This window comes from Thermobifida alba (assembly GCF_023208015.1).
Taxonomy (GTDB): domain Bacteria; phylum Actinomycetota; class Actinomycetes; order Streptosporangiales; family Streptosporangiaceae; genus Thermobifida; species Thermobifida alba.
Genome location: NZ_CP051627.1, coordinates 3,293,361 through 3,317,251, shown reverse-complemented (window position 1 = coordinate 3,317,251; position 23,891 = coordinate 3,293,361). Strand labels below are relative to the sequence as shown.

At 73.9% G+C, this 23,891-nt stretch carries 20 protein-coding genes; 14 read left to right on the top strand and 6 right to left on the bottom strand.

What is annotated here, in order from left to right:
• Positions 1-65: 65 nt before the first annotated feature.
• The 6 genes from FOF52_RS14665 to FOF52_RS14640 all read right to left on the bottom strand — a co-directional run bounded on the left by FOF52_RS14665 (position 66) and on the right by FOF52_RS14640 (position 4,620).
• A complete protein-coding gene (locus FOF52_RS14665) occupies positions 66-590 on the bottom strand; it encodes a hypothetical protein (protein ID WP_248590520.1) in 525 nt (174 codons plus the stop codon).
• 27 nt (positions 591-617) lie between these two features.
• Positions 618-1,358 (bottom strand): hypothetical protein, encoded by a 741-nt coding sequence (locus tag FOF52_RS14660; RefSeq protein WP_248590519.1) that lies wholly within the window; start codon positions 1,356-1,358, stop codon positions 618-620.
• Positions 1,359-1,437: 79 nt separating this feature from the next.
• Positions 1,438-2,082: a VldE C-terminal domain-containing protein gene (locus FOF52_RS14655; RefSeq protein WP_248590518.1), complete on the bottom strand. Its 645-nt coding sequence runs from the start codon at positions 2,080-2,082 to the stop codon at positions 1,438-1,440.
• The gene (locus FOF52_RS14650) at positions 2,083-2,667 is read right to left on the bottom strand and encodes a hypothetical protein (RefSeq protein ID WP_248590517.1); all 585 of its coding nucleotides are present in this window, start codon (positions 2,665-2,667) and stop codon (positions 2,083-2,085) included.
• Between the two features lie 74 nt (positions 2,668-2,741).
• Positions 2,742-4,034, bottom strand: coding sequence for a C40 family peptidase (locus FOF52_RS14645; protein WP_248590516.1), 1,293 nt, complete (start codon positions 4,032-4,034; stop codon positions 2,742-2,744).
• Position 4,035: 1 nt separating this feature from the next.
• Positions 4,036-4,620 carry a hypothetical protein gene (locus FOF52_RS14640; RefSeq protein WP_248590515.1) on the bottom strand — a complete coding sequence of 195 codons (585 nt, stop codon included), beginning with the start codon at positions 4,618-4,620 and terminating at the stop codon, positions 4,036-4,038.
• Positions 4,621-5,058: 438 nt separating this feature from the next.
• Between FOF52_RS14640 and FOF52_RS14635 the strand changes: the two genes are divergently transcribed.
• The 14 genes from FOF52_RS14635 (at position 5,059) to FOF52_RS14570 (ending at position 23,885) form a co-directional block, all read left to right on the top strand.
• Complete coding sequence (locus tag FOF52_RS14635; RefSeq protein WP_248590514.1) at positions 5,059-5,532, top strand: hypothetical protein; 474 nt, start codon at positions 5,059-5,061, stop codon at positions 5,530-5,532.
• Complete coding sequence (locus FOF52_RS14630; RefSeq protein ID WP_248590513.1) at positions 5,529-5,873, top strand: hypothetical protein; 345 nt, start codon at positions 5,529-5,531, stop codon at positions 5,871-5,873. Before FOF52_RS14635 ends, FOF52_RS14630 begins: the two co-directional genes overlap by 4 nt.
• A gap of 85 nt (positions 5,874-5,958) precedes the next feature.
• Positions 5,959-6,354, top strand: coding sequence for a hypothetical protein (locus tag FOF52_RS14625; protein ID WP_248590512.1), 396 nt, complete (start codon positions 5,959-5,961; stop codon positions 6,352-6,354).
• A 15-nt stretch (positions 6,355-6,369) separates the two neighbouring features.
• Positions 6,370-6,762, top strand: a complete 393-nt coding sequence (locus FOF52_RS14620) for a hypothetical protein (protein WP_248590511.1) — start codon at positions 6,370-6,372, stop codon at positions 6,760-6,762.
• Positions 6,763-6,846: 84 nt separating this feature from the next.
• Positions 6,847-9,060, top strand: a complete 2,214-nt coding sequence (locus FOF52_RS14615; protein WP_248590510.1) for a hypothetical protein — start codon at positions 6,847-6,849, stop codon at positions 9,058-9,060.
• Positions 9,061-9,080: 20 nt separating this feature from the next.
• Positions 9,081-10,547, top strand: a complete 1,467-nt coding sequence (locus tag FOF52_RS14610) for an SCO6880 family protein (protein WP_248590509.1) — start codon at positions 9,081-9,083, stop codon at positions 10,545-10,547.
• A 19-nt stretch (positions 10,548-10,566) separates the two neighbouring features.
• Entirely contained in the window at positions 10,567-12,180 is a 1,614-nt protein-coding gene (locus FOF52_RS14605) for a hypothetical protein (protein WP_248590508.1), read from the top strand.
• 5 nt (positions 12,181-12,185) lie between these two features.
• Positions 12,186-14,012, top strand: coding sequence for a type IV secretory system conjugative DNA transfer family protein (locus FOF52_RS14600; RefSeq protein WP_248590507.1), 1,827 nt, complete (start codon positions 12,186-12,188; stop codon positions 14,010-14,012).
• Between the two features lie 55 nt (positions 14,013-14,067).
• Complete coding sequence (locus tag FOF52_RS14595) at positions 14,068-15,678, top strand: hypothetical protein (RefSeq protein WP_248590506.1); 1,611 nt, start codon at positions 14,068-14,070, stop codon at positions 15,676-15,678.
• Positions 15,679-15,710: 32 nt separating this feature from the next.
• A complete protein-coding gene (locus FOF52_RS14590) occupies positions 15,711-16,154 on the top strand; it encodes a DUF4913 domain-containing protein (RefSeq protein ID WP_248590505.1) in 444 nt (147 codons plus the stop codon).
• 966 nt (positions 16,155-17,120) lie between these two features.
• Positions 17,121-19,466, top strand: a complete 2,346-nt coding sequence (locus tag FOF52_RS14585) for a fibronectin type III domain-containing protein (protein ID WP_248590504.1) — start codon at positions 17,121-17,123, stop codon at positions 19,464-19,466.
• Between the two features lie 3 nt (positions 19,467-19,469).
• A complete protein-coding gene (locus tag FOF52_RS14580) occupies positions 19,470-20,486 on the top strand; it encodes an AAA family ATPase (RefSeq protein ID WP_248590503.1) in 1,017 nt (338 codons plus the stop codon).
• Between the two features lie 43 nt (positions 20,487-20,529).
• Entirely contained in the window at positions 20,530-21,672 is a 1,143-nt protein-coding gene (locus FOF52_RS14575) for a DUF58 domain-containing protein (protein ID WP_248590502.1), read from the top strand.
• Positions 21,660-23,885 carry a transglutaminase TgpA family protein gene (locus tag FOF52_RS14570; protein ID WP_248590501.1) on the top strand — a complete coding sequence of 742 codons (2,226 nt, stop codon included), beginning with the start codon at positions 21,660-21,662 and terminating at the stop codon, positions 23,883-23,885. Before FOF52_RS14575 ends, FOF52_RS14570 begins: the two co-directional genes overlap by 13 nt.
• The last annotated feature ends 6 nt before the right edge of the window (positions 23,886-23,891 follow it).

Sequence of the window (23,891 nt, the reverse complement as noted above, 5' to 3'; positions counted from 1 at the left end):
GTCCCGGTCGGACGGTCCGCGGCCGTGCCGCCGCGGCGCGCCGCCGGGGTCACGGGAAGCGGCCGTCACCGGCGCGCGCTCCGCGCCTTCCGGGCGCCCACCGTCATCCCGTAGGCGGGACGCTGGGGGCTTTTCTCCTTGGTGAAGAGGTCCACCAGCTGGTGGACCAGGTTGAGCGGGTTCTCCCATCTCAGGGGGAAGCCGTTGGAGGCGGACCGCCCCTGCTCGTCCTGCTGCCGGCCCTGGCCGCCCTCCAGTTCGAGGTCCAGGTCGTATCTGTTGCCGTTGCGCCGGTTGTCCCGGTCCCGCGGTCTGTCGTTGGAGTCCCCGTTCTCGGGCTTGCGGTCGTCGCCCCTGTCATCGCCCTTGCCGTTGCCCCGGTCTCTCCCGGAGCCGCCTCCTCGGGGCCCGCCCCGCCGCACCTGGACGACGGCGGGCGAGGAAGCGGACGTGGTCGGGGCGACCGTGCCGCCCTCCGCGGTCAGGGCGTGGAAGGCGTCGTTGCGGCTGCCGTGCTCGTCCTCGTCCGGGGCGTGCCGACCGGACGGAGTGAAATCGACGGGGAGGGGGTTTCCTGCCGTCACGGCCATCGCTGTCCTCTCTGCTGTCGTGGGTGGTCAGGCGCCCAGCAGGACGCCCTGCTGGAGTTGCGGCGCCTTGTCGTCGCCGCTGTAGGCGGAGGCGATCGGGACGAATCCGACGTGGTGGACGCCTCCGTCGCTCCTTCCGCTGCCGCGGCCCCCTCGCCAGGGGGAGGCTTCCGGTCCGCCGTCGGCGCGGTTCCTGCTTCCCGCCTCCGCCAGGTTCCTGATGACGGCGAGCAGCAGTCCCGCCAGGGCGCCGACTCCTCCCAGCTTGGCCAGGTCGCCGAAGAGGCCGCCGTTGAAGCTGAAGGGGATGCCGTCGAGGCCGAACCCCTTCCGGTCGTCGCGGCCCCCGCGTGCGAAGGACCGCGGATCCCTGGCCGACCTGTCGGAGGACTCCCCGAAGTGCTCGTTGAAGACCGCGACGGGGTCGAACGGGTCGTAGCCCAGCTTCCGCTCGGCAAAGTGGCCGGCCACCGACATCGGACTGGTCGGGTTGAAGCCGATCGTCTCCTCGGTGATGGCGTCGACGATCCCCATGGGGTCGAGCGGGTTGGGGACCAGGCTGCCGACGGCGTCCGACGCGAGGTCCGACACGAAGTCCTTGCCGTTCTGCCGCACCGATCCCCGCAGGCCCTGGCGGATCCCGTGCCGGACACCCTGCCGGACGCCCTGGCGGACCACGGTCTTGACCCCCTGCCGGACCAGCAGCCGGGCGCCCACGGAGAGCGCGACCCTGCCGAGGGCGCCGAGGGCTATCAGCGGGAGGGCCATGTCCCACCTCCTTCTTCTCCTTCTCGGTTTCCGGTTCTGCGCCGTTCCGGGCGGTCCGCCCGGAACGGCCGCCTCCTCCTCAGTGGAGGAACGAGACGTGCACGTGGTCGTAGTGGTTCTGGGTGTTGCTCCCGCGGTCCTCCATCAGCCGCCAGCAGCTCTGCGCGAACGTCTCGGGCCTGGTCTCGTCGACGCAGGGCGGGTCCCGGAAGCCCGGACCCGGATTCCAGATCCGCTGGTGCCAGATGAGGTACTTGATTCCCATCTGCTCGTGGTTGGCCATCAGCCAGCGGGCGAGGTCGAACCCGAGGGCGTTCTGCTCCGCGGTGCCCCGGCTCCCGTTGACGTTGGTCATGAAGTCGCAGGCCTTCCCGGCCCCGTGGTCGCCGCTGTCGCCGGTGCGGAGGCACCCCCGCCACCCGGGGCGGTCGAACTCGGGATAGTTGGCGAGGATGGTCCGGTAGGCGTTGCAGGTCAGCTCGGTGACCCGGCCCGCGGTGCCGCAGTCGACCAGGGACCCCGGGGGGATGTCGGCCGCGTGGTAGGGGATGTCGCCGGAGCGGAAGCCGCCGCCCGCGGTGCCCACGTCGGCGGTGCTGACCACCTGAACCCCGGTGACCAGGGCGAAGATCCCGGTGAAGCAGAGGGCGGTCCCCGCGCCCAGGCTCATCCTGCCCGCGTCGGACGTCCTCCGCTGGAAGAGGCGCCGGAGGAGGCGGCCCACTCAGACCACCCCCTCGCCGTGCAGCGCCTCCAGCCGCTCGGTGTCGGTCACCCCGATGACCAGCCAGGTTCCGCCGTCCTCGCGCAGCGAGACCTGGACCTCGCCGAGGTGCAGGGACTCCCGCCCGTCCGGGGCGGCCTCCTCGGCGCGCAGGGACAGTTCGAGGGTGAGGAGCGAGGCGGCGACCATCGGGGCCCCCGTCACCTCGGCGGCCCCCGACGTGGGACGGTCCCACTCGGCGAGTCGGCGCGCCACCGCGTCGGTCGCCGAACCCTCGGCGGAGAGGTGCTGCGCGTACTCGGGGGCCGCCGTCTCCGCCAGCCGGTCGAAGTACTCCCTCTCCGGCTCCCGGGGATCGAACGTGCCCAGGGCCCGCCCGTGCTCGACCGCCGCGGCCAGCGCCCGCTGGAACTGCGTCTCGGACAGCGGGAGCAGGTCGTGCAGCGACGGTCCGGGGGCGTCGGCGCCGTCCTCCCCGTCCCCGCCGGGAAGGCGCACGAGGACGAAGGCCGCGAACAGGAGGAGCGCGGCGACGACCACGACGGTCGCCGCCCGCTCACGGTGGAACAGCAACAGGTCACGCATGCCGGTACGCCTCCCTGGAGCGGGGGTGGTCGCGTGGACCACGGGGGACTGCGGGGACGTGGGTCGGGGGCATGTCACACCTCCTGGGAGGCGTCGCCGGAGGAGAAGAGGTGGCTGACCCGGACGATTTTGCGGATCTCGCCCTGCCGCCACAGGCCTGAGTCGAACTCGTGCTCGTGGATCTGCGCGTACAGCGGCACCCTGGAGCTGTAGGCCTCGATCACGAAGAGCTTTCCGTCACGCCGCCCGGTCACCATCGACACGTGGGAGGGCATGCCGCCGCCCTCGCGGCCGGTGAGGATCATGTCGCCGGGTTGGGCCTGGTCCAGGGAGGGGACCGTCTGGGCCGCCTCCATGACGTACAGGGTGTGCGTGGTCCAGCGGTGGTCCAGGTACCGCTTCGGCAGCCCGGCCGCCTCGTACGCCTTCAGGAGCAGCCCCGAGCAGTCGTAGCCGGTGGGGCCGACCCCGCCCCAGATGTAGGGTTTGCCGGTCTGCGCCCGCGCGAACTGGATGGCCTTCTCGACGGCCGTGCCGTTCAGCGCCTGGGTGCAGTCGGTCTTCACCCCGTTGGGCGGTGCGACGGTGAAGTCGCCGCTGCGGTACTGCGCGGCCTTGTTGCTGACCGCCACCTGGTAGGTTCCGCCCACCCCGGAGCCGTGGTAGCGGCCGACGGCCCACTCGATGCTGTGGCCGCGGTCCATCCAGTAGCGCAGGAAGCCCGCGGCCGAGTGCACGGCGTCGGCGGGGTCCCAGACGTTGACGCGGCCGTCGCCGTTGCCGTCGATGCCGAACCACTGGCCGTTCGTGCCGGGCCTGGGCTTGCGTTCACTGGCGGGCTGGTCCGCCTCACCGCCCCAGGTGTTCGCGGCGTCGCCCAGCGGACCGCCGGTCTTCCCGGTCTCCGGGTGCTTGATGCCGAACTGGAGGGGACCCGCGGCCCCGGCCGGGTTGGCGGTCCCGTACACGATGCCGCTCGGCAGCCGCCCGAGGCTCCCGTAGTGGAGGGTGTCGGGGATGCGGCCGTGGTTGGTCTCGCGCCAGGAGAGGGCGGCCACGTACTCCCACGGGACGTCGAACCGCTCGCCGGCCTCCCTGGCGTACTCCAGGAAGTTCTCGGGGATCGTGTCGGGGTCGGCCGCGCCGGTGAAGCCGCCCAGCGAGGTGGCGCAGGCGCCTCCCGAGCCGCTGGTGAGGCCCAGGTAGTCGAAGATCTGCTCGTGGCCGACCACGAGCGTGACCGACCCCAGGAAGAGGGAGGCGGTCAGGGCGTGGGAGAGCGTGCTGCGCCCCAGGTCCTCCCGGCGGGCGGGGCGCAGTCGGGTCCGCACGGCGCGCCACAGCTCCCGCAGTCGCGGCGCGCCCACGTCAGCCCGCCCCCGAGTCGCCGAGGGCCGCGTCGTAGAAGCCGGTAACCAGCCAGGTGCCGTCCTGGCGCACGAGGGTGGCGGCGTACTCGAACCGCTGCCCGGCGGAGCCGGACGTGGTGACGTCGGCGCGCACCAGGTAGGTGACGCTGTCCGCGGCGAGGTCGCGGATGCCGATGACCTCCGCGGTGACGGCGGTCTCCGCCGTCCCCCCGGGGGCCTCTCCGACGGACGGCGGAAGAGTCTCCTGGGCGGTCAGGATCTCGGCGTATCCGGGCAGGGCCAGTTCCGTGATCCGCTGCTCGCGGTCGCCGTCCGTGCCGAAGAAGACCTCGGTGAACTCCGTGGCGACCGCGGCCGCCCGGCGGAGTTCGGGCACGGAGTTGGGCAGCAGAGCGACCACGTCGGCGCTCTCCGCGGGGGAGGCGGCGTCGTCGGTGGCCGAAGAGGAGGGGGCGGCCGGAGGAGGCTCGGCGGCGCCGCCACCGAAGAGGCGCGTCACGGACAACCCCACGACCAGCACGACGACCACGGTGGCGGCGACGACGAGGACCGTCCGCCGGGGACTGCTGTCGAAGTCGTTCACGATCGCCTCTCACCGATCCTGCTCACGGCGGCCGACAACGGCACGGGGACGGCCGGGGAAATCCCGGGGCGCGGTGCCCGTCCGCCGTTGTTTCGGTCGGCTTCCTGGTCATTTCGGTCATGGCCGGTGGGGAACGGACTCTCCTTCGTCTGTCTCTGTTCGCCCCACCATCGTGGGATGGTTTCTGTGTCATTTCGGTTCTGGGGAGATTTGGCCGGAAGTGGCCAAGAATCCTCTCGAAGAGGGAGAACTTCTGTGCCGCGGTCCGCGTCTACGCGGGAGACACCGGAGACGCTGGAAATGTCCGGGGCATCGGGTAATTCCCAAGCGTGTGATGAGGAGGTGACCGTCGTGGTGGTGGCACTCGGCCGTCGGCCGAACCGGGAGGCCGGACGTCGCGGAGCCCGGGCGGAGGCGATCGCGGACACGACCGGGTCCGTGGACGCGGTGCTGCTCGGCTGCCACGGTGGTGCGGGGACCAGCACGCTGGCGGCACTGCTCGGTACGCCGTGGGATCTGGGCGGCTACACGCCGCAGACACGGCAGGTCGAGACGTTCGGCCGGCCGCTGCTCCTGGTCACCAGGGACAGCGCGCCCGCCTCGGCGCGGACGGTCGAGGCCGTGACCGGGCTCAGCGGATCCGGGGCGGCCATTTCCTGCCTGGTGATCGTCGCCGACGGTTCCGGTCCCGAACCCCGCGAGGCAACGGTGCGGTTCCGGCTCGTCGAGGACCGGGTCGCGCGAATCGTGCGGTTTCCGTTCGTCGCCGGACTGCGTTACGCCGACACCGCGGACGCGGACAAGGTCAGGCTGCCCAGAAAGGCCGAGCGCGCTCTCGCGGAGATTCGCGAGGCGTGCGGGGAGAGGGAACCGGAAGCGTCGGACACGAAGGGACGAGAAGAGTCACAATGAATCTGCTGCTCAACGCATTCGTCAGAATGCAGACGAGTGCCATGGTGCCGCTCAACACGGACGTCAGGAACAACCCCTGGGGCGAGGAGATCACACTGCCCTCCGGTGCGTTCTCCTCCATCGACACCCTTTTCGCCTGGGGCCGCGGCGTCGTCGTGGTCATCGGCATCATCGGCGTGCTGTTCTGCGCCGGGAAGATGGCGGTCGGCAAGTTCGGCCGGTCCGACCTGGCCGCCGAGGGTGTGGGCGGCCTGGTGTGGACCATCCTCGGCATCTCGCTGATGCTGATCGCGGTTCCGCTGATCACGGCCCTGCTCCCGAATCTGGGAACCGAGACCTGATCCATCCCGGACCCTGTGGCGGACACCGTGCCGTGGTCGGAGGCCCCCCGTCGGCCACGGCACCCGGAACGACGAGGAAGAGACCGTGCCCATCCTGCTGAGAGCGTCGGTGCGCGGGCAGGCCGCGGTGATGCGAGCGGCGGAGGCGGGCGGCGGCCCGCTCCCCTGGGCCTGGACCCCCGAACCGCAGCTTCCGACCAGTGTCCTGCCGCCCCTGGAGCAGCTGCTCGCGTGGGGCCGGGGAGTCATCGTCGTCATCGCCGTCATCGGCGTCCTCTACTGCGCGGGGAAGATCGTGGTCGGCAGGCTCGGCCGGTCCGACGTGGCCGTCGAGGGTGTGGGCGGCCTGCTGTGGACGGTCATGGGGATCCTCCTCATGATCATCGCCGTCACGGTGGTCATGACGTTGGTGTCCGGCTCCGGTTCGGAGACCGACACCGACACCGACACCGACGACGGCGTCTTCATCGCGTCCGTGTAGAGCAAGGAGGAGGAAGTGGACGTCCCGACCGCCCCGCTGCTCGCCGCGTCTCCCTGCGGAGCGGAGGACCCGGCGTGGCAGGACTGCGGCAACACCGTTCTCGGCTGGGTCATGGGCCTGGGGACCGTCATCGCGATCCTCGCGCTCCTGATCATCGCCGGGAAGATGGTGCAGGCCAACTTCACCGGCGACCCCTGGATCGCCGCCCGCGGCATGGGGGAACTGCCGTGGGTGCTGCTGGGAATCATCCTGCTGGTGGTCGCGGCCCCGGTCGTCAGCGTGCTGCTGGGCGTCTCCCCGGGAAGCGCCTTCGACACCTGGTACGCCTACCTGGAGGTCCACCTGGACGCCAACCCGGTGCCCATGCCCACCCTGGACCCCTCGCCCTCGCTGCCGGCGGAAATCTGACCGAACCGCCCCGGCGCCGCACCGGCGCCCGAGACCGTCCGGGGGCTCCGTGTCCCGAAGGCTCAGACACGACCAGGAAGTGCAATGGCCAGTCTTGAGGAACTGTCCGAGGACATCGGCAAACTGATCGCACCCGCCATCGAGGGAGTCTTCGGGGTCCTCTGGAACAACGAAGCGGTGAGCAACACCGGCGGGATCCAGGGCAGCGAAGGCATCGCAGCCTTCCAGAACCTGGTCTTCCCGCTGGTGACGCTGCTGGCCACGGCGGGCCTGCTGATCGCGGCGATCCGGCTGCTGTGGTACCGGCGCCTGGATCCGATGATGGACACGGTCAAGGCGCTGCTGGTCCTCGTCTTCACGACCTTCTCCGGGGTCTTCGTCGTCCAGGGGATCGTGGACCTCGGCAACGGGCTGGCCGACTACATCCTCGGCCAGGGCGTCGCGAAGAACTTCGGGGACCGGCTCGCCGAGGACCTGACCAGCATTCCCGAGGGGGACATCATCACCGGCCCCTTCCGGCTGCTGCTGAGCATCATCATCGGGATCGCGGTCGTGGTCGGCGCCACGATCCAGATCGTGGCGCTCTTCTACACCCAGGGAATCGTCTACATCTGCGCGGCCGTGCTGCCGCTCGCGGCCAGTGCGGCGATGATCCCCGGGCCGGGCACCACCATCTTCTCCAGGATCATGGGATGGCTGCTCGGCTCCATCCTGTACAAGCCGGTGATCGCGCTCGTCTACGCCCTCGGCTTCGTCTTCTACTACGAGTCGAGCGGGGACGAGGACGGCGTCTTCCAGTACTTCCTCGGTGTCGCGCTGATCCTCATCGCCACCGGCGCGCTGCCGATGCTGTGGAGCCTGCTCGGCACGGTGGCGACCAAGCTGACCGGAGGCGCGGTCGCCTTCGGCGCGGCCGGCGCCGCCGCGGGCTCGAGCGGTGGCGGGGGCGGCGGCGGGGGCGGCGGCTTCGGGTTCTTCGGCGCCAGCAACGCCGTGCAGGGCTCCGGCGCGGTGAGCCGGGCCGCGGCGATCGACCAGGGGCTGCCCTCGGCCGCGACCATCGCGTCGGCCAGCGGTGCGCTCACGACGGGGGCGACCACGTTGGGGGCGACCGCCCTGGGGGACGGAGGCACCTTCATGGCGGCGAGCACCTCGACCGGTACCGGAGGCGGCCCCGGGGAGGACGGCACCGCGGGGACGCAGAACGGTTCGGCGCTGCCCGAAGGCGCGGAGGACAGCGGTACGTCCGCAGACCCCGGAACCGGAACGACCGGCATGGCCGCGCCCGCAGGAGCCGTCCGGACCGGGACGCTCGGCGGTCCCCCCGCCTCCTCGCTCTCGACCGGCGGGACCGGGGCCCCCAGTGGGGGCGGACCGTCCACCGCCACCCCGACGGGTGCGGGGGTGCCGGGCGGGGCCACGGTGTCCCCGGTCTCGACCGGTGGGGCCGGTGGGCTGGACGGGGGCGGCCCGTCCGGTACCGCTCCGGGTGGTGCGGTGACTCCGTCGGGTGCGACCGGGGCGGAGGGCTCGGGGGTGCCGGGTGCGGTTCCGGTGTCCTACGGGCAGGACGGCGGGCCGACGGGCGGTGCGGTGACTCCGACGGGTGCGGGGGTGCCGGGCGGGGCCGTGGTGTCCCCGGTGTCGAGCGGTGGGCCGGACGGGGGTGGCCAGTCCGGTACCGCTCCGGGTGGTGCGGTGACTCCGTCGGGTGCGACCGGGGCGGAGGGCTCGGGGGTGCCGGGTGCGGTTCCGGTGTCCTACGGGCAGGACGGCGGGCCGACGGGCGGTGCGGTGACTCCGACGGGTGCGACCGGGGCGGAGGGCTCGGGGGTGCCGGGTGCGGTTCCGGTGTCCTACGGGCAGGACGGCGGGCCGACGGGCGGTGCGGTGACTCCGACGGGTGCGGGGATGCCGGGCGGGGCCACGGTGTCCCCGGTCTCGACCGGCGGGGCCGACACCCCCGGCGGAAACGTCCCGACTGGTGCCCTCCCCGCCGCCGCCCCGACCGAAGCGACCGGCGGCTCCGGGGGCGCGAGCGGCGATCCGGGACCGTCGACGCCCAGCGGAGCGGTCATTCCCACCAGCGGAGGCGCTCCCGCGGAGGGGGCGTCCGACTCCGGAGGACCGGACCCGCCACCGCACGCCCCCACACCGGACGTCCCGGCCCACCCCCCGGTCGCCACCGGAGCCGCGGGCCACGACTCCTCCCCGCCCACCGGAGCCGTGGGCGACAGCCCCTCCCTGCCCACCGGAGCCGGCGACGACCCCGGTGACCTCCCTGACGGCGCGCTCTAGACCCAAGGACAGAGAAGAAGATGACACAGCGGACCTACGGCGGGTGGCGCCGCAAACGCAGCATCGGACTGCTCGGCCTGGGCTTCACCTCCACCATGCTCCTCATGGCCAGCCTGGTCGTGCTCATGCTGGTCATGTTCGTCGACCAGCGCTACGCCGCCTACCTCGTGCCGCCCCTCGTGGTGCTCTTCGCCCTGGCCCTCGTCCCGGTGCAGGGCACCTCCCTGCTCGGCTTCGTGCTGACCCGCGTCCGCTGGTGGTGGGCGACCGTCCTCGGACGCACCCGCTACCGCGCCGGGGTCATGGTGGAGCACCCCCGCGCGTTCCAGTTGCCCGGAGTCCTCGCGCCGATCACCCTCCTCTCGGTCGAGGACGGCCGCAACGGCAGGTTCGGCATCGCCTGGAACCGCCGCCTCGGCCACATGACGGCGACCATCCTGGTGTCCTCCAACTCGGTGTGGCTCGCCGAGGAGAGCGACGTCGACACCTGGGTCGCCAACTGGCACAACTGGCTCGCCGGATTCGGCTACATGCCGTGGGTCCCGTGGATCGCGGTGACCGTCGAGTCGAGCCCCGACCCCGGCGCCACCCTGCGCGACAAGATCGCGGCCGAGGTCGACCCCGACTCCCCGGAACCGGCCCGCCGCATCCTGGGCGAGCTGGTGTCCCTGGCCCCCGCGGTGAGCGCCCAGGTCGAGACCCGGATCTCCATCACCTTCGACCCCCGCCGCTTCCCCACCAACCCGAAGGGCCGCATGGAGGCCGCGGCGGAGGTGAACAACTTCCTCAACCAGATCGAGAACGGTCTGGGCGGCTGCGGGGTCAGCGTGATCGGACGGGCCACCCCCGAACAGCTCGTCGCCACCGTCCGCAGCGCCTACGACCCGGCGGCCCGCGGCGTGATGGCGCAGATGCTCGACGCCGCGGAGGACGGCATCGAGACGGCCAACTGGTCGGAGGCCACCCCGGTGGCCGCCGAGACCCTGCACGACCGCTACATCCACGACAGCGGCATGAGCGTGGCCTGGGTCTGGCAGCAGGCGCCGCGGACCCACGTGACCAGCACCGTCCTGTCGCAGCTGCTCACCCCCACCCGGTGGAACAAGCGGACGACGCTGCTCTTCCGGCCCTGGCCCGCCTCCTCCGCGGCACGCGCCCTGGAGAGCCAGAACACCGCGGCCCAGTACAAGAGCGAACTGTCCGCCCGGGTCCGGCACCGGGTCAGCGCCCGGGACAGCCAGGACCTGGCCTACGCGCGGCAGGCCGCCCGCGAGGAGACCATGGGCGCCGGCCTGGTGCAGATGAGCCTCTACACGTCGGTCACCGTGGAGAACCCCGAGGAGCTGGACCGCGCCGTCTCCCACACCGAGTCCTCCGCCGAGACGTCGCGCATCCGCCTGCGCCGCGCGTGGGGTGCGCAGGACGTCGCCTTCGCCACCACGCTCCCGCTGGGAATCTGCCCCCCTTACCTCGCCCAACGGCACTGACCCGACCAGGAGGTCCCGCATGGTCGCCACCCCCGACGACGGAACCGGCTCCGCGGCGCCCGCCCCCCGGTCGTCCCGCGCCGAACGGAAGGAGCGCCGGGCGCGCGCCCGGCGCGAACGCGCGGCCCAGCGCGCCGCCGCCCGCGGCAGGAAGCCGCCCCGGCGCGAACGCGGCGGGAAGTGGACCGACGCCGCCCACGGCAGCGCGAAGGACCTGCCGCCCCCGGTCATGGGCTGGGCGCACCGCGACGGCGGCGTCTCGGTCAACATCCCCCACGTCCCCGAGTACCAGGCCACCACCGCCCAGGCGTGCGGCCTCTTCCCCTTCGTCACCAGCAGCAAGCCGCCCGCGGTCGGCACCCCGATCGGCCGGGACCTGCTCTCCGGCGAGGTCGTGTGCCTCGACCCGCTGGCCTGGCTGCGCGCCGGACTCGTCACCAACCCGGGCTGCTTCGTGCTCGGACAACCGGGAACCGGGAAATCGACGCTGGTCAAGCGGATGGTGACCGGGGCGGTCGCGTTCGGGACGCAGGCGATCATCCTGGGCGACACCAAGCCCGACTACACCAACCTGATCCGCTACCTGGGCGGGCAGGTCGTGCGGATCGGCCGGGGACTGGACCGGATCAACCCCCTCGACGCCGGACCGCTCGGCGCGTCCCTGCTCCACCTCAGCTCCGAGGAGCGCGAGCAGCTCCGCTGGGAGGTCCGCTCCCGGCGCATCGCGCTGCTGATGGCGCTGTGCACGCTGATCCGCGAGGACCGCATCACCAACGCCGAGGAGGTCGTGCTCGGCGCGGCGGTCGACCTGCTCGACGAGCGGCTGGGGCCGCAGACCCCGCCCACCGTCGTCGACGTGCTCCGCGTGGTCGAGGAGGGCCCCGATGAGCTGCGGCGCATGGCCCGCGCCGAAGCCGGGGACCGCTACGACGAGCGCGTGGACGACCTGGTGTTCACGCTGCGGCTGCTGTGCACCGGGTCGCTGGCCGGAGTGTTCGACGGGCCGACGACCAACCCGATCGACCTGTCGGCCCCCGGCATCAGCGTCGACATCTCCCGGGTGGGGGCGGCCGGGGACAAGCTGCTCACCGCCGCGATGCTGTGCACCTGGAGCTACGGGTTCGGCATGGTGGACGCGGCGACGCTGCTCGCCGAGCACGGCGTCATCCGGCCGCGGTCCTACATCGGGGTCATGGACGAGCTGTGGCGCGCCCTGCGCGGCGCCCCCGGCCTGGTCGAGTACGCCGACTCGCTGACCCGGCTCAACCGCAGCAAGGGCATGGCGTCGGTGATGGTGACCCACTCGCTGAGCGACCTGGAGGCGCTGGCCAGCGAGGAGGAGCGGGCCAAGGCGCGCGGGTTCGTCGACCGGTCCGCCATCACGGTCCTCGCCGGACTGCCGCCCCGCGAACTGGCGCGGGTCAACCAGATCACCCCGCTCACCCAGCCGGAGCAGGAACTGGTGTCGTCGTGGTCCTCCCCGGACTCCTGGCAGCCGGGCACCCTGCACCCCGGGCGGGGCCGCTACCTCATCAAGACCGGCGCCGAGCGGCTGGGGATCCCCGTGCAGATGACGCTCACCGGCGACGAGTTCGAGCTGTACGACACCGACCAGGCGATCCGCAGGAGGTGAGCACGGTGGCCAAGGAGACGAGGAAGTACCAGCCGCGCGGCGGGATCATGGCGGCGGGCACGCCGCCGCTGCTCGTCGTGCTCGCGCTGTGGGGCGTGGTCGCCCTGGTGTTCCTGGTGTGGCTGGCGGCGTGGCTCGCCGCGCTGGTCACCCCCGGCGAGGTGGCCCCCTTCGGCGTGCGGTGGGCGTTCTGGCTCTTCACCGGGGACACCGAGAGCGCGTGGCCGGGCACGCCCACGTTCCTGGTCGTGCTGTTCTGCGTCGTGCAGGCCGCCGGCCTGGTCCTGCTGGGCCGGGCGGTCACGCCCTGGGTGCGCGCCCGGATCGGCGGCGGCTACGACCCGGTCAGCGTGCTCAACGTGAACAACTCCGACGTCGCGGAGCTGGCGCTGCCCGAGGCCGCCGAGAAGGCGGTGCGGCTGCGCAAGACCAGCCTGAACGGGAAGAAGCCGAAGGAGCTGCCGGAGGCCGAGGTGGGGCTGGTGCTCGGCGACGTGAAGATGCCCCGCGGCAGAACGGGGAAGCGGCTGTTCGCGTCGTGGGAGGACACCGTCCTCGCCTACATGGCGCCCCGGGCCGGCAAGACCACCGCCCTGGCCATCCCCTACGTGCTCAACGCCCCCGGACCGGCCCTGGCGACCAGCAACAAGGGCGACGTCTGGGCGGCGACGGCGAAGCTGCGGGAGGAGCGCACCGGCGAGCGGGTCTGGCTGTTCGACCCCCAGCACATCACCCACCAGCCGCAGACCTTCTGGTGGAACCCGCTGCGCAACGTCCGCACCGTCGAGGACGCCTACCGGCTGGCCAGCCACTTCGTGCTCACGATCGACGACGACGACTCCAAGAAGGACATGTGGGGTCCGGCCGCCAAGGCGCTCATCTCGCAGTTGGCGCTGGCCGCGGCGCTCGCGGGGGAGAGCATGGACCGGGTGGCCGAGTGGCTGCACGACGCCAAGCAGCCGCGGCCGATCGAGATCCTCTTCGACCACGGGTTCGTCGCCTACGCCGAGGCGCTGCGCGAGACGCAGAACATCGTGAGCGAGACGCGCGACGGCATCTACACCACCGCCCGCACCGCGGCCCGCTGCCTGGACGACCCGGAGATCATGGCCTGGGTGACCCCGCCGGACGACCCCGAGGTCGACGAGTTCGACCCCCGCGACTTCGTCCGCTCCCGGCAGACGCTGCACCTGCTCAGCAAGTCGCGTTCGGCGGCGGCCCCGCTCATCGCCGCGATGACCGACGCGATCTTCATCGCCGCCGAGGAGGCCGCCGAGGGCATGGGCGGCAGACTCGACCCGCCGCTGGTGGCGGTGCTCGACGAGGCCGCCAACATCTGCAAGATCGCGGACCTGCCCGACCTCTACTCGCATCTGGGCTCCCGCGGCATCGTCCCCGTCACCATCCTGCAGAGCTACCGCCAGGGGGTGCGGGTGTGGACGGAGAACGGGATGGAGGCCATGTGGTCGGCCGCGACCGTCAAGCTGTTCGGCGCCGGACTGGACGACCACAAGATCGTCGAGGCGCTGTCCAAGCTGATCGGCCAGCACGACGTGTCCACCACGTCGTTCAGCTACGGCGACGGGAAGGGCAACCACTCGGTGCAGTTGCGCCGACAGGAGGTCATGGAGGGCGCCGACATCCGCCGGATCGGCAAGGGCGAGGCGCTCCTCTTCGCCACCGCGGCCCAGGCGACCCTGCTGCGGATGCGCCCCTGGTACACGAGCGCGGAGGCGCCCGTGATCAGCGCGGCGATCCAGGAGGCCGAGCGGGCGGTCACCGAGGGCGCGCAACGCAGGTACACCAACGACCAGGCCATGGGAGGCCGATGACCGGCCGCCCCCGCGATCCGGGGCGGCGACGCGGTAGGAGAGAGCAGGTGGGCAGATGAGCGACGGACGACGACCGGACGGCCGCCCGGGCGCCGTCGACCGGGACGGCCTCGGGACGGCGTTCGCGGACCCGGCGGGGCGGCGCACGGACCCCGACACCCCCGTCGCCGAACAGGCGCCGCAGGTCGCGGGCGTGGTCGGCGAAGCCGTGCTGGAGGTGCTGACGGCATTCCTGCGCGGCGGGCTCCGCTCCGGCCGCCGGGCGAGGCGGCGGGGGACCGGCAGGGACGGGATCGCCGTGCTCGCGGCGGGCACCCTGCTGGCGCGGGCGCTGCGGAACCGGGCCGCGCGCAACGGCACCGAGGGCGGCCAGATCGTGCACGTGGCCAACCCGAGGAACACCAACCCGGTGAACGTCGAGATCGCCCGGGCGGCCCGGACCGGAGTCGGCGACCGCCGGCTCACCGGAGCGATCCGGGCCGCGGTCCAGCGCAATCCCGACATCCCGCCGCGGATCAGGGAGCACCTGGCCGGACCGGACGGGGACCGGGTGGTCGACCGGGTGCTGGCCGCGATGGACGTCCAGCACGTGGCGACGGCGCTGCGGCACATCAGACGCCAGGACGAGGTGATCGACCACGTCTCCGAGGAGTGGAACGGCGGGCTCGGCTTCGAGGGCTCCTTCGAGGACGCCTGGCGCTACGCGGCCGCCAACCCCGCGATCGGGGGGCCGGACGGCGCGGACCCGTCCGGACTCCCGCAGGGGGCGTGGCGGCGGTTCGCGGAGTGGGACCCCGCGACCGCGCCGACCGAGGAGGTGGTCCACCACCTCAACGCCGCGTGGCTGAGCTCCATCGCGTCGCTGGACACCGAGGCGTTCGGGATGCGGCAGCGCTTCGAGGCGCTCGTCGCCCGCTGGGAGCCGCAGCTGTACGAGGCGTCGACGCGCTGGCTGCTGCGGGAGGCGGCGGCGACCGGGTGGAACAACCTGAACTCGGCGGCGCTCGACCGGATCAGCGCGGCCGAGAACGCCGCACTGTACGCCGACAGCGCGGCGCACTCCGCCGACGGGGAGCCGCTCAGCCTCGCCGAGCAGTGGGCCCGCATCACCACCAGCCCCAACGGGCTGCGGGAACTGGAGCAGCGGGAGATCCGCGACCTGCTGGACGCGTGGGCCGTGCACGGTGGCCTGGCGGGCACGGACCCCACCTCGCTCGCGCCGCCGGCGCTGCGGTCGCTCGCGGCGTTCGGGGAGCGGCTGCTCGAAGCCAACCGGGAGGTCGGGACCGAGTTCCTGGAGCGGCTCCGGGACACGCGGGAACCGCTCCGCGCCTTCGTCGAGGTGTCCCGGAACTCCGACGGCCACCCCTTCGACCCCGGCACCCGGCTCGTCGCCGCGCGGCAGGAGGCCGAGTCCGCGCCGGACGCCGCCCCCGTGGCCGACACCGACCGGGGGCGGCGCACCGCAGGAGGGCTCGCGCTCACCGAGGCCGTCCGGTCGGAGACGGAGCTGCGGCCGTCGTTCGTCGCGGCGGCCGACTACGCGGCAGGCCCCGGCCTGCGGATCGACGAACGCGCCCTGGCCAGCCTGAGCAGGTACCCGGCGGGCCGCACGCCCGACGAGCGCCGGCGGGAGCAGAGCACCGAGCGGCACGCCACCCTGTGAGACCACGGAGCAAGGAAAGGACGACAGCAGCGATGACGGCCACCCCCCAGAGCCGGAACGGCGACACCGCGCCCGCCGCCGAGGAGGACCTGTACGACCCGCAGGAGGAGGAGCTCCAGCAGGTCGGCGGACCGGACGCCAAACCGGTCTTCCGCAACGTCGAGGAGTTCGTCACCTACCGGTTCCTGCCCATGTACTCCCGTCCCGAGGGCGGCCAGTTCCGCTGGTGCAAGGAGTGGTGGCGGCACCCCGAGGCGGTCTCCCGCTTCCACGCCCTGTGGCACGCCTGGGAGGTGCTGCGCTGGGAGCCGGGCACCGGGATGGCGGTGTGGTACCGCGACCACCTCGACTACCAGATGTCCTACATCATGGGCGACACCGGACCGTTCCGCGAGTGCACCTCGCGCCGCCACCAGGATCCCCGCCCCCTCCCGGCCGACCCCGCGCCCGAGGGCTGGTTCGAGGACGAGTGGTAGGGCCGGCGCAGGTCGGCCGGCGCGGTCCGGTGCCCGCGCCGGCCGGTGGCCCCTGCCGCGGTCTCCGCTTCCGGGGCGCTGCCCGGGAAGCGGAGACCGCGGGGCGCGGGCGGAGCGGGGAGCACGGGGAGAGGGCCGGGAGGTGCGGGGCGGGCGTGGAGCGGACCGGCTCCCGGGCGGTGGACCCGGACCGGAGGAAAGGCCGCCCGGATGTCCTGCCGGAAACGGGGCCGGCCCCCGAGCAGGGTTTCCGCCGCGGCAGAGACGGGTTTTCCGAGATTTCTCTTTCAGTTTTCATGTCCCGGGGCCGGTGTGGCGGCCTCCGGCGCCCGGGAGCCGATGGAGCCGAAGAAGAATCCGACAGGTCTCGGGGAGTGGAAGCCCGTGCCGCACGTCCGGACGGAAGCCCCGGCCTTTCCGGTCCCGCCCCACCGGATTTCCGGGCGCGTCCCGTCGTCCGGAAGAGGAATTCCGGGCGGGTGTCGGAGCGGAGGTCAAGGCGGACCGAAACCCCCTCCCCGCCCCGGCCGGAAGCCGCCGTGACAACGGGAGAGGCGGGTGCGTCCCGGGACACCGAGCGGAGCGGGCAACCGTGCGGGGCCGGTGACGGCCGCCCCGGTCCGGCCGCTTCGCCGAGCACGGGAAGACCGGTGCCGAACAGCGGGGAAACACCATTCTGAGCTGCGGTCGCGCCGCAATCCGGTCCCCTGTCCCCGCGCTCGGAGACGGTTTCCCGGAAAGTGCGGCCCGCGGCCGGGGAGGGGAAGGCCCGCTCCCGGCGAACGCCCGTCCCGAAGCGGACACCGGCGCAGCGGGAACCGGAATGGGGGAACCGTTCTCCGCCGCGGATCACCGAATGCACCGAATGGGTTTTCTCCGTATCATCAATCCGAATATCCGGTCGGTCGCCTCCTCCGACACGGCCGACCGCCGTCGCGGTCCTGCGACCCAAGCTGGGGAGGTACTGTGCGACAGCGCATCGCCGCGGCGTGGGCAGTGGTGCGCCGGACCGCCGCCACCGGCACCTTTCTCGCCCTCACGATCGCGCTGGCCTGCACACTGTTCGGCGCGGGAGCGATCGTCCGCGCGGTGGAGCTCTACGACGGCGACGTGTGGCTGTGGAGCAGCCCGGTCGGCCAGCTGGCGCGGACCGACGCACACGACGGGCGGATCGACCTGGTCACCGATGTGCCCGAGTCCGCCGGCAACCGCGTCGAGGTCATCCAGACCGACGACCACCTGATCCTGCACGACCTCGACACCGGCCGCATGACCGCCCTCGATCTGGGGGAGATGGCGTTCTCCGGGCGGCTCGACCTGGGGACGGACCGGAAGCACAGTGTCTTCCTCCACGGGGAGCACGGGGTCGTGGTCGACCGGAGCGCCGGAGAGGTGCGCGCCATCGACCCGACCACCCTCACCGCGACGGGCGAGGTGCTGAAGCTTCCCGCCCCGCTGGAGGGCGGGGCGTTCGACGCCGACGGCGTGCTGTGGCTCGGCGTCCCCAGCCAGGGGACGGTGGCCGCGGTGCGGTTCGCCGAGGGGACCGCGAAGGCCGACGGGGCGGTCGGAGTCGCCGATCCCGCGGACGACATCGCGCTCACCGTGCGGGAGCAGGGCCCCCTCGTGGTGAACCGCTCCGACAACACCATCGTCGAGGTGCGCGACGGCGTCACCGCCGAGATCGAGTCCCCCGTCGCCCTGGCGGACGCGGTCGTACCGCCGAGCACCTCCGGCCCCCTGGTCGCGGTCACCGTGCCGGACGCCGACGCCCTGCTCACCCTGGCCGGTCCGCACGACGGGGCCGAGATCACGGTGATCGACGCGGGGGACGTCGGCCCCGCCGCTGCGGTCCCCTACGAGGGCCGCGTCTACCTGCCCGGCGAGAACGGCGTCGTCCGGGTGTTCGACGCCGCCGGCGGCGAGGCCGAACCGCTGGAGGTGCCCGGCGCCGAAGGCCCCCTCGACCTGGAGGTGCGCGAGGGACACCTGTTCGTCAACGACCCCGACTCCGGTGCCGCGCTGGTCGTCGGCCCGTCCGGGGAGGGCACCGAGGTCGAGAAGTACGACGATCCCCCCGGACCGGGCGGCGGGGCGGCGGACGGCTCCGACGGGACCGGCTCCGGAACCGGAGAGGCCCCCCACGGAACCGGACAGGAGACGCCGCCGGGACAGGAGGCGCCGGACCCCGGGCAGGAGGAGAGCCCCCGCCCGCAGGACGAGGAGCAGGGCGCCGAGGAGCCCACGCGGCCTCCCGCGCCGCCGGACCTGGACCCCGGAACCGAACCGGAGGACGGGATCGAACCGGTCCTGCCCGAACCCACCGGGCCCGCGTCGCCACCGTGGCCCGGCGCCGACCCCGCAGCGCCGACGACGGGCACCGTGGACCCGGTGCGGGCCCCCACCGGAGGGACCCCCGCCGGAGGGGAGGTCACCCCGCTCCCGGGGGCGCCCGTCCCCGTCACCGCGTCGGCCGGGGCCGACGGGGTGACCGTCACCTGGCAGCCCGCCCACTCCCCGGCCGCCCCCGTCACCGGCTACATCGTGAGCTGGGACGGCGGGAGCACGACCGTGGACGGCACACAGCACAGCGTGGTCGTCGACGGCCTGCGCGACGGAGTCCCGTACCGCTTCCAGGTCCGGGCGGTCAACGTCCACGGCCACGGCAACGCGGCGGCCTCGGAGCCGGTCGTGTCCGGCGAGCAGCCGCCCCCGCCCCCCACCGACGTGGCGGTCGAGGCCACCGGCACCACCACGGCCGTGCTGACCTGGACCGCCGTCCCCGGAGCGCACGACTACGTCGTGTCCGGGGAGAGCGCCCACGGACACGTGGCCGCCGTCCGAAGCACCACCGACACCGAGATCGAACTGGCCGGACTGGAACCGGGCGGAACCTACACGTTCACGGTCGCCGCGCGCAGCGGGGGCGGCGCGCAGAGCACGGCGGTCCCGGCCCCGGCCGTGACCCTGCCCCTGCTGGACCCCCCGGAGAACGTGTGGTTCGCGTTCAGCGACACCGGAGACGCCTACGTGTACTGGACGCCCGTGGACGGCGCCGCGGGCTACGAGGTCGTCCCGGCGGACGACTCGCTCGACCCCCGCGAGATCGCCGCGGGAGAGTCCGTGGAGGTCAACGGGAGGCAGTACCAGAGCATCATCTACGGGACGCCGGGCCTGGGCTGCCACTCCTTCACCGTGCGAGCGGTGGACGCGGCCGGGACCGCCAGTCGCCCCAGCGAACCCAGCACCACCGAATGCACCGGCCGCCGCCTCCGCTCCCCGGACGGGGCCGGACACCGACCCACGGGATGACCAGTGACGACCACGAGTAGCAACGACGACACCGGAAGGGCGCACGCCGCCCTCTCCGCCACGGAAGCCAACGACCACGCCGCCACCGTCGACGGCATCGCCGCCGCCATCGGCTCGGCCGTCGCCGGCGCGGCCGAGACGGCGCGTCTGGCGCTGGTGGCGCTGCTGTGCCGGGGGCACATCCTGCTGGAGGACGTGCCCGGGGTGGGCAAGACGCGCCTGGCGCGTTCCCTGGCCGCGAGCGTCGGCGGCGGCCACCGCCGCGTGCAGTTCACCCCCGACCTGCTGCCCTCGGACCTCACCGGGGTGAACGTCTTCAACCAGGAGACCCGGGAGTTCGAGTTCCACGCCGGCCCGCTCTTCGCCAACGTCGTGGTCGCCGACGAGATCAACCGCGCCTCCCCCAAGACGCAGGCGGCCCTCCTGGAGGTGATGGAGGAGGGGCGCGTCACCGTCGACGGCGTGCGCTACGCGGTCCCCGACCCCTTCATCGTCGTCGCCACCCAGAACCCGGTGGAGCTGGACGGGACGTACCGGCTGCCGGAGGCGCAGCTCGACCGGTTCCTGATGCGGCTGTCCCTCGGCTACCCCGGCAGGGAGGCCGAGTTCGCGATCATGCGGGGCGACGGCCTGGCGGAGCCCCGCAGCCTGAAGGGCACCGCCGACATGGAGACGATCGTCCGTGTCCGGGAGGCCGCCGCCCGGGTCCACACGGCCGACACGGTCTACGGCTACGTCCGCGACATCGCGGAGGCCACCCGCAGCCACCCCCGGCTGCGGCTGGGCCTGTCCCCCCGGGCGACCGCGGCGCTCGTCGGCGCGGCACGCACGTACGCGCTCATCCGCGGACGGACCTACGTCATCCCCGAGGACGTGCAGCGCCTCGCCGTCCCGGTCTGGGCGCACCGCCTGGTGCTCACCCCCGAGGCCCTGGTGAGCGGACAGACGGAGACCGACGTGCTCGGCGAGGTCCTCGCCAGCATCGCGGCGCCGCAGCCCGAGCAGGCGGTGAGCCGCTGATGCGCACCGTGCCCGAGCGGACCCCCGCCGAGGGGAGGCCGTGATGCCGACCGCGCGGGGCCTCCTGGTCGCGGGCGGCGGACTGGTGCTCTGCGTCGCCGGAGCGCTCCTCGGCTACCGGGGGGTCCTCCTGCTGGGCGCGCTCGCGCTGCTCGCCGTGGCGGGGGCGTCCCTGTCCGTCCTGGCCGGCCGCCCCACCCGGGCCGGGGTGCGCCGCAGGGTCCCGCTGGCGCGCACCGCACCGGGGCGCGCCGTCACGGTGCGTCTGACCGTGGCGGACGCCGGACGGGGCGGTCCGCTCCGGCTGCGCGAGCGCGTGGCCGCGGCGGGGGAGGAGGGCGGGATCACCCTCGCCCCGGCCGCCCCCGCCCCGTCGGAGGCCGGACGGTGGGAAGCGGCCTACCGGTTGGAGCCGTCCCGGCGCGGCGTCGTGGAACTCGGTCCGCTGCACGTGGAACGGACCGACGTCCTGGGCCTGGCCGCCGCGGGCAGGCCCAGCGGAACCGTGGACCGCGTCCTGGTGCACCCCCGCTGGCGGCGGTTGCGCACGCTGCCGACCGGGCAGGCCAGCACCCCCGACAGCGTGCGCGGCGGCAGCCGCCCCGGCGGGCTCGCCTTCCGCTCCCTGCGCGACTACGTCCCGGGCGACGACGTCCGCCACGTGCACTGGCGCAGCACGGCGCGCAGCGGTCGGCTGCTGGTGCGCGAGTACTCCGACACCTCCGACACGCGGCTGACCGTGCTGCTCGACGACCGGGCCGCCGACGGACGGGAGCGGCTCGACGCGACCGCCGAGGCCGCGGCCTGCGTCGTGGCGACCGCGGCCCTGTCCCGGCTGCCCTGCGACCTCGTGCTGGCCAGCGGCCCCGGCGTGGACGGGCACGCCGGGCTGCCGGCCGCGCTCGACCTGCTGGCCGCGGCCGTGCCCGCGCCGGACGCCGACCTCGCGGCGGCGCTGCGGACCCTGCGGGCGGGGACCGGCGGCGGGGCGGTGGTGCTCGTCAGCGACGCCCCGCACGAGTCCGACCTGCGGGAGTTCGCGGCGCTGCGCGACCGGTTCCCGAGGCTGGTGGCGGCGGTCGTGGGACCGTCCCGCCCCGACGAGGTGGCGGGGGTCACCCTGGTGGCGGCGCGCGACGCCGCGGAGTTCGGCGAGGTGTGGGACGGGGCCCCGTGGACACGTTGACCCTGCGACGCACCGCGACCGCGGGGAGCGGCCCCGCGGCCGCCTCCCGGGTGCCCGCCGTGATCGCGGTGACGGCGGCGACCGCGGCGGGCGGACTCGCGGCGGCCCCCGGCTACACCTCGCCGTTCGGCGCCGGCGCGGTCCTGACGCTGTGGGCGGTGGGCGGCGTGGCGCTGGCCGTGTTCCTGAGCGGACGGCTGTCCCCGGCCGCCACGCTGCTCGCCGGTCTCCCGGCGGCGTTCGCCGGAGCGGTCGCGCTCGCCGTGTGGGCGCCGGGAGGGCACGGCGACCCGCTGACCGACACGCTGGCCGCGCTGCCCCGGGCGGGCAGCCGCTTCCTGGACGGAGCCCCACCGGTCCCGCTCACGGTGGACACCCTGCTGTTCCCGGCCCTGGCGGTGTGGCTGGGCGGTACGGCCGGCGTCCTGGCGTGGCGGTCCGGCCGCGCTCTCGGTGCCCTGGCGCCCGGGACGGTGCTGCTGGTCGGTGCCACCGCGACGAGCGGGACCACGGCCGTGTGGCCCGCCTGCCTGCTGGCGTGCTCGGCCGCGGTCCTGCTCGCCCTGCCTTCCGGAAGCGGAGCCGCGAAACCCGTCGTCGTCGGCGGGGCACGGGTCGAGGAGACGGGCGGTGACGCCGGGAGGCCGGGAAGCGCACGCCGCTGGACCGTCCGGGTGCTGGGCTGCGTCGCGGTCTGCGCCGCCGCCGCGGTGGTCGCGCCGGTCGCCCTCGCGGGATGGCGGGCGGAGCCCGTCGGACTGCGCGGCGGCGGGCCGCAGACCGCCGTGCAACCGGCGGCCAACCCCCTCGGCTACCTGTCGACGTGGGCGGCCAACCCCGACACCGTGCTGATGACGGTGCGCAGCAACCGGGTGAACCAGCTCCGGTGGGTGGCCCTGGCGGAGTTCACCGGGACCACCTGGCTGCCCGAGGGCCGGTACCGCGTCGCGGGGCGTCTGCTGCCGCCCCCCGACCCCGAGCCCCCCAACGCCACCCGGCAGGAGGCCACGGTGACGGTCGAGGAGCTGCCGGGCCCCTGGCTGCCCGTCATCGGTGCGCCGCGGTCGCTCGACGCCGCGGGAGCGGGCTTCGACGCGGAGTCGGGCACCGCCATCGCCGTCGACGGCGCGGCCTCGGGGGCGAGCTACACGGTGAGCGGCGACGTGGCGCGCTGGAGACCGGAGGAACTGGCCGGCCTGCGGCCGCCCACCGACCCCCGGTTCGACCGCTACCGCGTCCTGCCCGGGCCCACACCGCCGCAGGTCGACGTGATCGTCAGGCACGCGACGGCCGAAGGCACCCCCTACGAGCACGCGGTGCGCCTGGCCCGCTACCTGCGGACCAGCTACACCTTCGACCCGGGGGCGCCCGGCGGGCACGGCCTGGCCGACCTCGACCGGTTCCTGGTCGAACCGGGACAGCAGGGCGGCGGCGGCACCTCCGAGCAGTTCGCCAGCGCGTTCGCGGTGCTCGCCCGAGCCGCCGGGCTGCCGAGCCGGGTCGTCGTCGGGTTCGCCCCCGGCATGCGGGACGACGACGGCGACTTCACCGTCACCGCTGGCGACGCCATCGCCTGGGGCGAGGTCTACTTCGAGGGCGCGGGCTGGGTGCCCTTCGACGTCACCCCCGGGGGACGGGAGCCGGGCGGAGACCCGGAGGAGACGTCCGCGAGCGGAACCCCGGGCGCCGGAGCGGAGCCCGGGGCCGAACGGCCGGACGGGACGCCGCACGAGATCGCCGCCCCCGCGCCGGCCCCGGCCGCCGGAACGGCACCGGTCCGGACCGCGGCGGTGGCCCTGGGAGGCGTTGCCGCCGCGGCACTGCTCGTCGTCCTGCTGCGGACGGGCCGCTCCAGGCGGCGGTTGGCCGCGGGACGTCCGGAGGCCGACACGGTGCTGGACGCCTGGCGGGAGATCCGGGAGGCGCTGCGGCTGGCCGGGGTGCGACCCCGCCACGGAGCCACGGTGACCGAGGTGATCAGGGCGGCGGCGCAGGCGGACCCGACCGGCGAGGGGACACGGCGCCTGCGCTACCTGCACCGGTCCGTCAACGCGTTGGCCTTCGGGACGCCCGGGAGCGTCACGCCCCGGGGGGCGGAGCGCGCCGCGGAGGAGGTCCGCGCCTACGTGCGGGACCTGCGCGGGGGACAGGGCCGCCTCCGGAGGTGGAGTTGGTGGCTCGATCCGCGTCCGCTGTTCTGGCGGACACCGTAGAACTTC

Coding starts and splice junctions, on each gene's coding strand:
- FOF52_RS14590 (WP_248590505.1), top strand. CDS start 15,711: ATGACGGCCACCCCCCAGAGCCGGAACGGCGACACCGCGCCCGCCGCC.
- FOF52_RS14610 (WP_248590509.1), top strand. CDS start 9,081: ATGACACAGCGGACCTACGGCGGGTGGCGCCGCAAACGCAGCATCGGA.
- FOF52_RS14595 (WP_248590506.1), top strand. CDS start 14,068: ATGAGCGACGGACGACGACCGGACGGCCGCCCGGGCGCCGTCGACCGG.
- FOF52_RS14575 (WP_248590502.1), top strand. CDS start 20,530: ATGCCGACCGCGCGGGGCCTCCTGGTCGCGGGCGGCGGACTGGTGCTC.
- FOF52_RS14630 (WP_248590513.1), top strand. CDS start 5,529: ATGAATCTGCTGCTCAACGCATTCGTCAGAATGCAGACGAGTGCCATG.
- FOF52_RS14660 (WP_248590519.1), bottom strand. CDS start 1,358: ATGGCCCTCCCGCTGATAGCCCTCGGCGCCCTCGGCAGGGTCGCGCTC.
- FOF52_RS14605 (WP_248590508.1), top strand. CDS start 10,567: ATGGTCGCCACCCCCGACGACGGAACCGGCTCCGCGGCGCCCGCCCCC.
- FOF52_RS14615 (WP_248590510.1), top strand. CDS start 6,847: ATGGCCAGTCTTGAGGAACTGTCCGAGGACATCGGCAAACTGATCGCA.
- FOF52_RS14665 (WP_248590520.1), bottom strand. CDS start 590: ATGGCCGTGACGGCAGGAAACCCCCTCCCCGTCGATTTCACTCCGTCC.
- FOF52_RS14650 (WP_248590517.1), bottom strand. CDS start 2,667: ATGCGTGACCTGTTGCTGTTCCACCGTGAGCGGGCGGCGACCGTCGTG.